Annotated in this window: 12 protein-coding genes; 8 read left to right on the forward strand and 4 right to left on the reverse strand. The window is 71.4% G+C overall.

What is annotated here, in order from left to right; genetic code table 11:
* Positions 1–123 precede the first annotated feature (123 nt).
* The 3 genes from IEY91_RS02935 to IEY91_RS02945 all read left to right on the forward strand — a co-directional run bounded on the left by IEY91_RS02935 (position 124) and on the right by IEY91_RS02945 (position 3699).
* Complete coding sequence (locus tag IEY91_RS02935) at positions 124–1104, forward strand: glycosyltransferase family 2 protein (protein ID WP_164321420.1); 981 nt, start codon at positions 124–126, stop codon at positions 1102–1104.
* A 41-nt stretch (positions 1105–1145) separates the two neighbouring features.
* Positions 1146–2552 carry a polysialyltransferase family glycosyltransferase gene (locus IEY91_RS02940; RefSeq protein ID WP_189172800.1) on the forward strand — a complete coding sequence of 469 codons (1407 nt, stop codon included), beginning with the start codon at positions 1146–1148 and terminating at the stop codon, positions 2550–2552.
* 232 nt (positions 2553–2784) lie between these two features.
* On the forward strand, positions 2785–3699 hold the full coding sequence (locus tag IEY91_RS02945) for a class I SAM-dependent methyltransferase (protein WP_189172664.1): 915 nt from the start codon (positions 2785–2787) through the stop codon (positions 3697–3699).
* On the opposite strand, the gene IEY91_RS02950 is transcribed toward IEY91_RS02945, so the two are convergent.
* The gene (locus IEY91_RS02950; RefSeq protein WP_189172665.1) at positions 3665–4351 is read right to left on the reverse strand and encodes a TetR/AcrR family transcriptional regulator C-terminal domain-containing protein; all 687 of its coding nucleotides are present in this window, start codon (positions 4349–4351) and stop codon (positions 3665–3667) included. The two genes, IEY91_RS02945 and IEY91_RS02950, sit on opposite strands and share 35 nt — an antisense overlap.
* 37 nt (positions 4352–4388) lie before the next feature.
* Here IEY91_RS02950 and IEY91_RS02955 point away from each other — a divergent pair, with 37 nt between their 5' ends.
* The 3 genes from IEY91_RS02955 (at position 4389) to IEY91_RS02965 (ending at position 7442) form a co-directional block, all read left to right on the forward strand.
* Positions 4389–5897 (forward strand): FAD-dependent monooxygenase, encoded by a 1509-nt coding sequence (locus IEY91_RS02955; protein WP_164321426.1) that lies wholly within the window; start codon positions 4389–4391, stop codon positions 5895–5897.
* Positions 5894–6397 (forward strand): MarR family winged helix-turn-helix transcriptional regulator, encoded by a 504-nt coding sequence (locus IEY91_RS02960; protein WP_189172666.1) that lies wholly within the window; start codon positions 5894–5896, stop codon positions 6395–6397. Before IEY91_RS02955 ends, IEY91_RS02960 begins: the two co-directional genes overlap by 4 nt.
* 97 nt (positions 6398–6494) lie before the next feature.
* A complete protein-coding gene (locus IEY91_RS02965) occupies positions 6495–7442 on the forward strand; it encodes a L,D-transpeptidase family protein (protein ID WP_229696648.1) in 948 nt (315 codons plus the stop codon).
* A gap of 241 nt (positions 7443–7683) precedes the next feature.
* Here the strand turns inward: IEY91_RS02965 and IEY91_RS02970 are convergent, their stop codons facing one another.
* The 3 genes from IEY91_RS02970 to IEY91_RS42470 form a co-directional block, all read right to left on the reverse strand.
* A complete protein-coding gene (locus IEY91_RS02970) occupies positions 7684–8880 on the reverse strand; it encodes a hypothetical protein (RefSeq protein ID WP_189172667.1) in 1197 nt (398 codons plus the stop codon).
* Positions 8880–9551 carry an RNA polymerase sigma factor gene (locus tag IEY91_RS02975; protein WP_189172668.1) on the reverse strand — a complete coding sequence of 224 codons (672 nt, stop codon included), beginning with the start codon at positions 9549–9551 and terminating at the stop codon, positions 8880–8882. Before IEY91_RS02975 ends, IEY91_RS02970 begins: the two co-directional genes overlap by 1 nt.
* Positions 9552–10023: 472 nt before the next feature.
* Positions 10024–10923, reverse strand: coding sequence for a DUF6454 family protein (locus IEY91_RS42470; RefSeq protein ID WP_306309851.1), 900 nt, complete (start codon positions 10921–10923; stop codon positions 10024–10026).
* 173 nt (positions 10924–11096) lie between these two features.
* On the opposite strand from IEY91_RS42470, the gene IEY91_RS02985 reads away from it, so the two are divergent.
* Positions 11097–11672 (forward strand): EF-hand domain-containing protein, encoded by a 576-nt coding sequence (locus tag IEY91_RS02985; RefSeq protein WP_189172670.1) that lies wholly within the window; start codon positions 11097–11099, stop codon positions 11670–11672.
* Positions 11673–11690: 18 nt separating this feature from the next.
* Positions 11691–12086, forward strand: coding sequence for a cupin domain-containing protein (locus IEY91_RS02990; RefSeq protein ID WP_189172671.1), 396 nt, complete (start codon positions 11691–11693; stop codon positions 12084–12086).
* The last annotated feature ends 99 nt before the right edge of the window (positions 12087–12185 follow it).

Consider the following 12185-nt stretch of genomic DNA (forward strand, 5'->3'; position numbering starts at 1 on the left):
ATGGCGAAGCGGTCCGCCGAACGGGTGACAGGGCGCCCGGTTAACCATTCCGCCACGCTTCGTTCACCTGACATCCCACCGGCGGTCAAGACGAATGCCGGGCCTCCACCTAACGTCTCGCACGTGGTTAAGCTCTCCGTCATCGTGCCGTTCTACAACGTGCAGCAATACGCGCCCGACACCTTGAAGTCCTTGCACGCGAACGCGCGTGGGGACTTCGAATTCATTCTCGTCGACGACTGTTCGAAGGACGAGACGCCGGAGGTCCTGGAGCGTGCCGCGCGCGAGCTCCCGGGCGCCGTCCATCTCAGACATGAACAGAACGGGGGCCTGGCCACGGCCCGCAACACGGGTCTGGACGCGGCCCGCGGCGAGTACATCACCTTCCTCGACGGCGACGACTGGCTCGCGCCCGGGTACTACGGGCAACTGGTCGCCGCCATGGAGGAGTTGGACTGCGACTTCGTCCGCACCGACCATGTGCAGTGCACCGCGCGCGCCCGCAGCGTGCACCGGGTGCCGCACGGGCTTCGCGGCGTGGTGATGTCCCCGCGCGACGTGATCCTGCCCGCCGACCGCTCCACGTCCGTCGACTACGCCTTCGCCTGGGCCGGGATGTACCACCGGCGCCTGCTCGACCAGGGAATCCTGCACTTCACCGACGGGCTGCGCACGGCCGAGGACCGGCCGTGGATCTGGCGGCTGCACCGCGAGGCGAAGTCGTTCGCCGCGCTCGGGCTGCTCGGTGTCTTCTACCGGCGCGGCGTCGCCTCGTCCCTGACGCAGATCGGCGACGTACGCCAGCTCGACTTCATCAAGGCGTTCGACCAGGTGGTGCGGGAGACGGCGGAGGACCGCGACGCGGACATCCTGCTGCCGAAGGCCGTGCGCACGTACTGCGCGATCATCTCCCACCATCTGGGATCCATCGAAAGGTTCGAGCCGGCCGTGGCCCGGAAACTGAAGTCGCTGAGCGCCGCCGCGCTCAAGCGCATGCCGCAGGGCGTCCTCGACGAGGCCCTGGACTCCATGGACACGCAGCGCGCGACACGCCTTCGGCGCCTTCGCCGGCGCCCCGTCGCCGCCGGGGAGGTGGCCGCGTGAGCCCCGCAGGCCAGGCCGCGCGCGATCGCGCCGACAAGCCCGTGCGCGACCCGCACGCCGCCGCCCTCGCCGCCGCGCGCCCGGACGCCCGCCGCCGCACCACGCAGATCTTCTTCGCGTCCACGCTGTACGGCGTCGCCACGCTGGCCGCCGCCCTGGACGCCGACCGCTTCGGCCCGGCCGACCGGCGCGTCCTGCTGATCGCCAACAACGCGGCGACCCCGGAGACCACGCCGTCCGTCGACACGATGCCGGGCTTCGAGCGGCTGCGCGGCCGCTTCGACGACGTGCTCTCGTGGAACGAGGCGATCTCGCCGTTCCACCCGGGCGCCTGGTCGCCCCGCGGCGACGACCTGCCGCTGTGGCAGCGCTATCTGCGGCTCGCCTGGAACCTCGGCGACGACAACGTCGAACTGGCCGTGGAGTCCATCCAGGTCCACCCGGCCCTCGCGCTCGCGCAGATCTTCACGGGCGCCCCCGTCGACGTCTACGCCGACGGCCTGATGAGCTACGGCCCCACCCGCAACAAGATCGACCCGCTGGTCGGCACGCGCGTGCGCCGCCTGCTCCACCTCGACCTGGTGCCCGGACTCAAGCCGATGCTGCTCACCGAGTTCGGCGTCGAGCCCGAGATCGTACCGACCGACATCTTCCTGAAGGTCCTCGGCGAACTCGCCGACGGCGAGGGCGAGTCGGGGACCCTGGACGCGCTGCCGCAGGTCGACGCGCCCGCGCTGCTGCTCGGCCAGTACCTCTCCGCGCTGAACATCCTCACCGCGGAGGAAGAGGAGGACCTGCACGCGCGGATGCTGCGCGGCGCGGCCGCCCTCGGGCACACCCGGGTGGTGTTCAAGCCGCACCCGACGGCCCCGGCACGCTGGTCGCGGCAGTTGGAGAAGGAGGCCGCGCGGCTCGGTGTCGAGCTGACCGTCCTGGACTCGCCGGTCCTCGCCGAGGTGCTCTACCAGCGGATGCGGCCCGCCCTCGTCGTCGGCTGCTTCTCCACGGCGCTGCTGACCGCCTCCGCGTTCTACGACCTGCCGGTGGCGCGCATCGGCACGGAGACGCTCCTCGAACGCCTGAAGCCGTACGAGAACAGCAACCGCATCCCGGTCACCCTGGTCGACGCGCTGCTGCCCGAGCTCGGCGACCGCGAGGCCGTCACCGGCAGCCGCCGCGAGCCCGACATGGCGGCGCTGTCCGGCCTGGTCAGGGCCGTGGGCTTCGCCATGCAGCCCAAGATCTACCCGAGCCTGCGCCCGGCCACGGAGCGCTATCTCGCGGCCCACCTGAACGACCGCAACTGGCGCTACTTCAAGAAGCGCAGGCTGACCGCCCTCGCGCTGCCCGGCGGAATCCCGGTGCAGCTCGCCTTCATCCCGCGGAACGCGGCGGTGCGCAAGGTCGCCCGCCGGGCCCGGTCGATCAAGCGGGCGGCGCTGGGCTGAGCGGGACGCAGCAAGGCATTGGCGGGGGTGCGGGGCGCTGAAATGCCCCGCACCCCCGCTGCGGGTAAGGTGAAAATCCACTCGCGTTCACGGGGAATTCATCTCCCCAGGGCTTCTCGGCCGTCCCGCGGATGTCCAAAAGCAGCATTGCGGCAAGCGCCTTGACCCTGCTCTGGGTATCTCCTAGCGTCCTCGGGAACTTGCGTCCGCAACAAGAGAGTGGTTTTCCCTCATGCCTGCTGCGCACGACACTTCCGCGCTTCCCCAAGAGCTCAGCGACGTTCCCGGCTGGTTTCCCCATCTCGATCAAGTTCTGTTCGACTGGCTCCTGACCCGGCAGGAAAGCCGGGGCGTGTACGGCGATCTTCTGGAGATCGGCGTCTATATGGGCAAGAGTGCGATATTCCTCGGCCACCATCTGCGGGACGGCGAGGACTACACGGTCTGTGATCTTTTCGAGGACGAGGCACCGGACGGCGCCAACGAGGCGGAGTCCAACAAGTCGTATCCGACGCTGACGAAGCAGGCCTTCGAGCGGAACTACCTGTCGTTCCACGACGAGTTGCCGCGCGTGCTTCGCGGGCCGAGCTCGGTGGTGCCGGACGAGGTCACGCCGCGGTCCTGCCGGTTCGTGCACGTCGACGCCTCGCATCTGTACGAGCACGTCCACGGGGACATCGGTGCGGCCAGGGACACCCTGCTGCCGGGCGGCGTGGTGGTCCTTGACGACTTCCGCTCCGAGCACACGCCGGGCGTCTCGATCGCGGCCTGGGAGGCGGTGCTCAACCGTGGCCTGAAGCCGATCTGCCTGAGCACCCAGAAGCTGTACGGCACGTGGGACGACCCGGAGCCCGTGCAGGAAGAGCTGCTCGCCATGGTGCGGGAGCGCGAGGACTGCCACCTGAGCGTGCAGGAGGCCGCCGGGCACCGGATCGTGCGGGTCAAGTCCAAGAAGGGCATGCGGGCCCCCGAGTTCCCGCCCTCGCGGCACTACCGCGCCCCGGACCCCGCCGCCCACAGCGCCCCGCAGTCCCCCGCGGCCGGCTCCCGCAGGTCTCCCGCCGCCCACGCCCGCGCCCGCCGCATCGCCGCCGACCTGCTGCCACCGGTCGTCACGCGGGCCGTGCGCCGGGGCCGCTCGAAGTAGCGCCCGGGCGCAGCAGGGTGGCCCCGACCCCGGCGACGACCGCGGCGAGGCCCGCCTCGAAGCCGTCCTCGTAGCCCCGGAACATCTCCTCGCCCGCGGCCGCAGCCAGCGGGTAGTCCTTCAGGCGCTCGGCCCGCGCGGCCAGGTCGTACCCCTCGCCGCCCGCGCCGTCGGCACCCGGGCGCGGACCTGTGGCCTGTTCCTCGATGACGTACCCGATGGTGTAGCTCGTCGCGGTCAGCAGGGCACGGGCCGCCGCGCCCGGGGTGAAGCCCGCCTCGGTGAGGCACCGCAACTGGGCCTCCACGGGCGCGGCGTACGAGGTGTCGGTGAAGTACGTGCCGCTGTACACCTTCGCGCCGTCGCGGTAGCGCAGCAGCATGCGGCGCAGGGCGCGCATCGCCGTCGTGACGGAGGTCCCCCAGTCGGCGTCCGGCGTGCCCGCGAGGTCGGCCGCCGCGCCGCGCACCATCTCCGTCGCCATCTCGTCGAGCAGCGCCTGCTTGTCCTTGAAGTGCCAGTACAGAGCGGGGGCCTTGACGTCCAGCTCCTTGGCGATGGCGCGCAGGGTCAGGCCGTCGAGGCCGGTCTCGTTCAGGAGGTCGAGCGCGACGCGCGCCACCCGCCGCCGGTCAAGTCTTGTCGTAGCCACCTTGACAACTTAACACCGTTAAGCGCAGGCTTCCGGCATGGCACTTAACAGCGTTAAGGAAATCGGCGCAAACCACCTGTCGACCGACGTTCTCGTCGTGGGCGCCGGGCCCACCGGCCTCACCCTCGCCTGCGATCTGGAGCGTCGGGGCGTGCGCGCCCTCGTCGTCGAGCGGGCGGCGGGGCTCTTTCCCGGCTCGCGGGGCAAGGGCATCCAGCCGCGCACCCTGGAGATCTTCGACGACCTCGGGGTGATCGGGGCCGTCCTGGAGTCGGGCGGCCCGGCGCCGGTCGGCATGGTGTGGCGGGGCGGCGTACGGCAGGGCGAGTACCGCATGTTCGACGAGCCGGAGCCCTCGGACTCGGCGCCGTTCGCGGGGCCGCTGCTGCTGCCGCAGTGGCGTACGCAGGAGATTCTGTACGCGCGCCTGACGGAGCTCGGCGGTTCGGTGGCCTTCGGCGCCGAGGTGACCGGGCTCGACCAGGACGCGGACGGGGTCACGGCGCGCCTGGCGGGCGGCGGCACGGTCCGCGCCGCGTACGCCGTCGCCGCCGACGGGGGCCGCTCCGCGGTGCGGCGGGCGCTCGGCATCGGCATGACCGGGGAGACAGTGGACCCGCAGCCGATGCTCGTCGCCGACATCCGGATCGCCGAGGGGGCGCTCGACCGGGACAACTGGCACGTGTTCCCGCCGGACGACGCCGAGGCCGACGTGACCGGGGGCGCGGCGGGCGCGGGCGGGTTCGCGGCGATCTGCCCGCTGCCGGGCACGCCGGACTTCCAGGTCGTCGCCCGCTTCACGGACGGCGGCGAGCCCGACCTGTCCCCCGACGGCGTGCGCAAGGCGGTCGCGGCCCGCACCCATCTGCCCGCCGACGCGGTCACCGAGGTGCGCTGGGCCTCCGACTTCCGGCCGCGCGCCGCGCTCGCGGACGCCTTCCGGGCGGGCCGGGTGTTCCTCGCGGGCGACGCGGCGCACGTGCACTCCCCCGCGGGCGGCCAGGGCCTCAACACCAGCGTGCAGGACGCCTACAACCTCGGCTGGAAGCTCGGCGCGGCGCTGCGGCACGGCGCGGACCCGGCGCTGCTCGACACGTACGAGGAGGAGCGGCGGCCGAACGCGGCGCGGATGCTGGAACTCTCCACACGCATCCACCAGGGCGCCGCGAGGCGCGGCGCGGCCACCCGCCAACTCGGCCTGGGCTACCGGGACTCCTCCCTCTCCCTCCATACGTCGACGGGCGCCTCAGACATCACGCCGCGAGCGGGCGACCGCGCCCCGGACGCCCCCCTGGGCGCCGGGCGCCTCTTCGACGCCTTCCGCGGCCCGCACTTCACGCTGCTCGCGGTGGCCACGGACACCGAACTCCCGCTACTGAACGGCGACTTGACGCACGTACACCGCATGGATCAGTGCGCCCTCTACGCGCCGGGGCTGTATCTGATCCGGCCGGACGGATACATCGCCTGGACGGGACGGGACGAAGAAGGCCTCAGGAAGTATTTGACCTCAACCAAGCTTGAGGTCCTACGTTCGTACACATGACGAACACGAACGAGAACACGAACGCCAGGACCGCCCCCTTCACCCCCTCCCACAGCGACGCCGAGCTGATCAACCAGCCGATCGGTTACTGGAGTTCGGCGGCCGGCAAGGCCGTCGTCCACCACATCCGCACGATGCTCGCCGAGAACGGGCTCACCCAGCCCCAGTGGTGGATCCTGAACCAGGTCATCGGCCACGAGGCGGGCCGCGACCGCAAGGAGGTCGTCGAAGTCCTGCGCGGCTACCTGGAGTTCGGCGAGGGCCCGCTGCTCCACGACATGGACTCCCTGATCGGCCGCGGCCTTCTCACCCAGGAGCGGGACGGCGCCACGCTGCACATCACCCAGGAGGGCGAGGAGCTCCAGCAGCGGGTGGCGGCGTTGCAGCAGCGCACCCGCGGGGAGATCCACGACGGCATCGACGACGCCGAATACGTACGGGCCCTGAAGGTGCTCCAGCGCATGATCTACAACGTGGACGGCCAGGCCTGGCACCACTGAGGGGCCGGGCCCGCGGCGCCCAGGCAGGCTTCACAACTATTCGCTCATGGGAAAGACTTCGGGGAGTGATGTCCGGTGGAGTGACGTGGGGGATGCGATGAGCAGGGGCGCGATAGCCAGGGGGCGCGCGGCGGCGGGTGCCGTCGTGGCCCTGACCCTGGCGTGCGGGTGCACTGCGCAGGCCGTCGGGGCGGGCGGGAAGGGCGAGAAGTCGCCATCCACCCGCACCTCTTCGGACAGATCCGTCAAGGACAGATACGTCAAGTCGGCGCCCACGCCCCGGAGTTCACCGACTCCCGAGCTGCCGAAGATGAAGTCGCCGGTGTCCCGGGCGGAGTTGCCCCCGTCGAAGGTGCCGAGCGCGCCGCCGCCCCGGCCGCGGGTCAGCACACCTCCGCCCCCTCCCGAGCCCGGACCGACGCTGCTCGCCCGCGGCAAGGAGGGCAAGAAGGTGCGCGAGCTGCAGGCGCGGCTGCGGCAGATCGGCTGGTTCGGGCAGAACCCGACGGGGACGTACGGACCGGTCACGGCGACCGCGGTGGAGGGCTTCCAGGCCAAGCGCGGGCTGCTCCGCACCGGCGCGACCGACACCCGCACCTGGCTCCGGCTGGTCGCGATGACGCGCGAGCCGACGCGGCACGAGCTGTACCCCGACGGCGGCATGCCGCCCGCGAAGCCGGACCGGCGCTGTCTGACCGGACGGGTCATGTGCATCAGCAAGGACTCCCGCACGCTGACCTGGATGATCGACGGCAAGGCCGTGACGACGGTCGACGTGCGCTTCGGCTCGGAGTACACGCCGACGCGCGAGGGCGAGTTCCGGGTGTTCTGGAAGAACCGCGACCACGTGTCGACGCTGTACGACACCCCGATGCCGTACGCCATGTTCTTCAGCGGCGGCCAGGCCGTGCACTACTCGTCGGACTTCGCGGCGAGGGGCTACAACGGCGCCTCGCACGGCTGCGTGAACGTACGCGACAAGAGGGGCATCGCGAAGCTGTTCAAGCAGGTCAGGACAGGCGACAAGGTCGTCATCTACAAGTGAGTGTCCCGCTTGGGGTCAAAGATTGGGGCGCGGGCGGAATCGGGGGAACGTATCCCGCCCGCGCCAGTGGCACGGAGCCGTAGGTACGGGGGGAACCCCGGCTCGTGCGCAGCCGATGACCAGTCGGCTCACTTCTTACTGCGTCACTGATTCGGAAAACGTCACACCCTGGCGGTGCGGCCTGGGTCACAGTCCCGTGACCGGTGAAGCACAGTCCCGCGGCCGGTGAAACGGTTCGCCGTCAGCGGGCGGGCAGGATGCTGTACGAGGACGACGGCTCCGGGAGCGGGGCGGGCAGCTTGATGGGCGGGACGCCGCCGGAGCCGCCGCCGTTCTGGCCGTCGCCGGGGCTGTGCTCCCCGCCCCCGTCGTGGTCGTCGTCCCCGCCGCCGTGGCCGTCGTCGTCCTTGCCGCCGCCCTTGCCGTCGAGGACGCGGTCGCAGAACTTCTGGGCGCGCTCGGCGCCCTTGGCGAACTCCTCCAGGCGGCGGCGCTTGTCGCCCTGGAGCTCACCGCTGCGGTAGGCCTGGCAGTTGGCGACCATGCGCTTGTACCACTTGCGCCTGGCGTCGCCCCGGTTGTGGCCCTCGTCCGTGCCGGGTCCTGTGCCCGGTTCGGTGCCCGGCTTGTCGGCGGGGTCCTCGCCGCCGCTGCCGCCGGTGTCGCCGGGGGTCTCGGTGTCCTTCGGCGGGGCGCTGGTCCCGGGGTCCTCGGTGGTGTCGTCCTCGAGGACTGAGCTCTCGTCGTCGGGCAGCTCGTCCGGCGGCTCTGCCGCGTCGTCCGAGGGCGTGCTGAGCGGCTGCTCCGGCGTCTCGATCGGGGAGGCGCTGGTCGCGGGCCCGCGATCGGTCCGCTGGAACGGCGAGGGGATCACCCCGGTGCCGGCCGCGACGGCGACGCCGCCGACCATGCACGCGGCCAGCGCGGCGGCCACCCCGAACCGCACGGGGCGCGCCCAGCGGGTGCGGGGCGCGCGGGGCGCGGGGGCGGGGCAGCCGATGCGTACGGCTTCGTCGGCGGCGGAGGTCCTGGCGGCCGTGGCGGGCCTGCCGAACGCGCCGCGCGTGACCGCGGGCGCGGCCGCGGCCGGGGTCCCGGGGAGCACCGTCGTGGCCGCGTCCGACGCGGCGGGCACCGCCCGCGCGGCCCGGAACGCCGCGAGCGCAGCGGCTTCGCCGGGAAGTTCCGCCGCGCAGTCCGCCCCGTGGGAGCGCACGGCCTTGCCGGTACGTTCGGCCCCTTGGGGAAGCGCGGCCCCGCCGGGAAGTTCTGCCTGCGTCGCGGGGGCGGGGGAAGCGGGCGCGCGGAGCGCGACAAGCGCCGCGGTGAGGCGTTCCGCCTGTTCGCGCTCGTGATCGCCGATGCCGTCGAGCCGTTCGCCGCGGAGCAGTCTCTCCGCCGCGTCACGGTCCAGCCACTTGTAGTGCTCGTCGGCCATCACATGTCCTTCTGCGTCCGCGTACGCGAATGCGTCACACACGAGGACGGCGGCACGGCACGTCCGTGCGGGTCCGGCTGCGGGGGGACGGCGCCCAGACCCTGCCCCTGCGCGGGCCCTTCGGCGCCCATCAGTTCGGCGAGGCGCTTGAGGCCGCGGTGCGCGGCGGTGCGTACCGCGCCGGGGCGTTTGCCCAGGGTGTCGGCGGCGCTCTTGGCGTCGAGGCCGACGACGACGCGCAGTACGACGGCCTCCGCCTGGTCCTGCGGGAGCTGGGCTATGAGGGCGAGCGCGGCGTCCGTGGACAGGGACTCGATGGCCTCGCCCGCGGTGTCGGCCTCGGCGGGCCTGCCGGTCAGCTCCGTCTCGTCGCCGCCTATCGCGGGGCGGCGGCCGCGCATCCGGATGTGGTCGAGGGCGCGGTTGCGGGCGATGCGCGCGGCCCAGCCGCGGAAGCGGTCCGCGTTACCGCTGAAGCGGTCGAGGTCGCGGGCGATCTGGAGCCACGCCTCGGACGCGACGTCCTCCGCGTCGAGGTCGCCGACGAGCGTGCGTACGTAACCGAGCAGCCGCGGGTGCACGGTGCGGTACACAGTCCGGAACGCGGTCTCGTCCCCGTCCTGTGCCGCAAGCACGGCGGCGGTCAGCTCAGCGTCGTCCTCCCCCTGCACTGCGTGCCCCTCTGCGCCTGGCCAGGCGCCGCTCTCACGGGTCTGTCGTCTCGCGGTCGTGCGCCGCTGCACCGCTCGCGGTGGTCCGGTCGGCGGGCGCGGTGGTGGGTCCCAACGCGGCGCGAAACTGCACGCTACGGCGTGGAACCTGCGCGCGTCCATGTTTGTACAACATGCAACTAGCGGGTGACGCAGTGCGGTGTGACAGAAAACGCACCCGGGACGCAGAAGGGAGTACGGACCGCCACGCGGTTCGTGCCGTGTGACGGCCGGGGCCTCTCCTGTGGGGGGTGGCGGCCCCGGCCGTTACCTTGGGTATGGGCATCTGACCTGGGGCGATGCGCCGAATCCGTAGCCAATGTGGCCAACGCGTGGCCAACCGGTTAGACGCCTCCTGTGATCCTAGCCAGACTGATGCGCTGAGCCGTCCCGGACGCCAGCTTGCGGGCCCTTCGACTCGGCATCTACCGCATTAGGCCATCGTGTGACCCGGCGAGGATGCCTCACGTTCGCGGAGTCCTCCACGGGGGTTCTCCCCCAGGCCCAGGTCATTCGTGACCTTGCTGTGCCGCCTGTCATAGATGCGGAACCGCTCGGGAAAGTCCAGGCCCACCCGGGTTGAGCGCCACCGTGCACTGACCTGGCCGGCATCGCGCGCGATGCCGGCGACGTGGTCCGCGTACCGGAACTGCTCCTCGGCCTCTCCGGTCGACGGGTCCAACCGGTACATGATGGAGCGCGAGTCGGGCCGGTACTCGGCCAGGGGCACCCACACGTGCTCGCCGTCGAAGGTGAGGCCGCCCGCGTGGTAGGCCGTGTTCTCGCCGAGGTCCCACTGACGCACGAGCCAGCCGGTCCGAGTGACCTCAGACACATGCCCACGCCCACTTCCCGCCGGGTACTCGAGGTACCCGGGGCGGTGATCCGCGCGTGCCACGGATCTGGGTGCCTCCAACACCTCCAAACTGCTGAGGATGAAGGAGTCGCCGACCCGTCCAGGCCCTGAGGGTGGTGGCAGGCGAAGTCCAGCGGGATCTCCTCGACCACGGCCCATTCCGTGAACCCGGTCAGTCGAGTGATCGCCTGGTTGACCGAAAGTTCCATCCGCGGCCTTTCCGGTTCCGTCGCCGTGCTGGGTGACTGCCGTAGTGGGACGGGCGGTGGTCGCCAAGGGCTGGGAGGGGAGGCATCTGCCCCCGGCGGGGGTCCGACCGAAAGGGCTTCGCCCGGTGCCCCTGGTCCTCGTACGACGGGCAGTGACAGGTAGACGCGATACGCGGCCCACAGCGACGGCCCCGCACGGCTGGCGGCCGTCGACCGTGCCCTCCGCTGTGAGGCCCCACCCGCTCCACGACCCGACAGGATGCGCCATTCAGGTGACGGGGCGATCTGCTGCCGCACGCCTGCCGTCATACGCGGCGGCTGCCCACGTTCGGCCCAGACCATGTCGTCACCAGGGCCGGGCCACGATTAGCTGAGAGGCACAGAAGAGAGAAACGAGGGGGACCGCTGCCATCGAGCGGACCAGCTAAGGAGAAGCAGCACGTGCTCACCTCATTCCAGCAGCGCAAGGCCGAACGGCACTTCGAAGCCCTCGACACCAATGGGGACGGGATCCTCACGTTCGACGATCTCCGCCTCAGCGCCGAGCGCATGCTGGCGTGGGAGCAGGAGTCCCCGGGAGCAGCGCAGCGCCGCCTCGAACAATTCGACACTGGGCTGCGCGCCTGGTGGGACCACCTGACGGTGCTGGACCGCAATGACGACGGTGAGATCTCGCCGGAAGAATTCCTCAAGGGGTACGAGCGGGTGTTCCTCACCGACAGCGACGCCTACGGCCAGGCGGCCCGTTCAGGGGCGAGCGCCCGTTTCGATCTGGGCGACACCAACGGGGACGGTGTGATCGACGAGGACGAATTCACCACGCTGTTCCGGATCTCGTTCGGCATGCCCGGCCCGACCGCCGCCCAGGTGTTCTCGTCCTTCCTCCCCGAGGGTGCGCGCACGCTGTCGAAGGATGTCTACGTACGGCACGCCTTGGAGTTCCTCACCGGCGACGACCCCGACTCGCCGGGCTCCGGGCTGCTCGGACCGCTGCCGATGCCGAACGTGAATGCCTGACCCATGTCTTCCGGCAGCGTGGAAGACACTCCACTGGCCGAGGCGACCAGCGACACCGGGCTGTGGGTGCGCACCCACGGGCGCACCCGGGTCGCACTGCACCGGATCGACGTGCCGGTCGGCGTCGGTGCGGGATGGCACTACCACCTCGGCAGGGTGATCGGCCTGGTCGTGTCCGGCACGCTGACGCGTACCCTGGCCGATGGCACCGAACAGACCACTGGACAAGGCGGCGTCGTCGTGGAGCCCGAAGGCCCCGACCGGGTGCACCACTTCCACAACCACGGCCCGACACCGCTGACCATGTTCGCCTTGTACCTCCTCCCTGCCGACGCTCCGCTGTCCTGTCCGGCACCATCGCCGGACGTGATCCCGGAGTTCCACCGGCCGGAGAGGGGCAGCGGCGACCGGTGACCTGTCGGTGGTGTCGGCCCTGTGCCGGGCTGGGCTCCTCGAATGGCGCTGGAGCCGCAGAGCCTTTGGCGCGAGAAGACGTGAGTCGAGTACGGGCGC

The organism is Streptomyces lasiicapitis (assembly GCF_014646335.1).
Lineage (GTDB): Bacteria > Actinomycetota > Actinomycetes > Streptomycetales > Streptomycetaceae > Streptomyces > Streptomyces lasiicapitis.

What these genes read in the sequence shown, in the direction of transcription:
- IEY91_RS02955 (WP_164321426.1), top strand. Translation starts at nt 4,389, where the DNA reads ATGGCACTTAACAGCGTTAAGGAAATCGGCGCAAACCACCTGTCGACC.
- IEY91_RS42470 (WP_306309851.1), bottom strand. Translation starts at nt 10,923, where the DNA reads ATGGCGCATCCTGTCGGGTCGTGGAGCGGGTGGGGCCTCACAGCGGAG.
- IEY91_RS02970 (WP_189172667.1), bottom strand. Translation starts at nt 8,880, where the DNA reads ATGGCCGACGAGCACTACAAGTGGCTGGACCGTGACGCGGCGGAGAGA.
- IEY91_RS02960 (WP_189172666.1), top strand. Translation starts at nt 5,894, where the DNA reads ATGACGAACACGAACGAGAACACGAACGCCAGGACCGCCCCCTTCACC.
- IEY91_RS02965 (WP_229696648.1), top strand. Translation starts at nt 6,495, where the DNA reads ATGAGCAGGGGCGCGATAGCCAGGGGGCGCGCGGCGGCGGGTGCCGTC.
- IEY91_RS02945 (WP_189172664.1), top strand. Translation starts at nt 2,785, where the DNA reads ATGCCTGCTGCGCACGACACTTCCGCGCTTCCCCAAGAGCTCAGCGAC.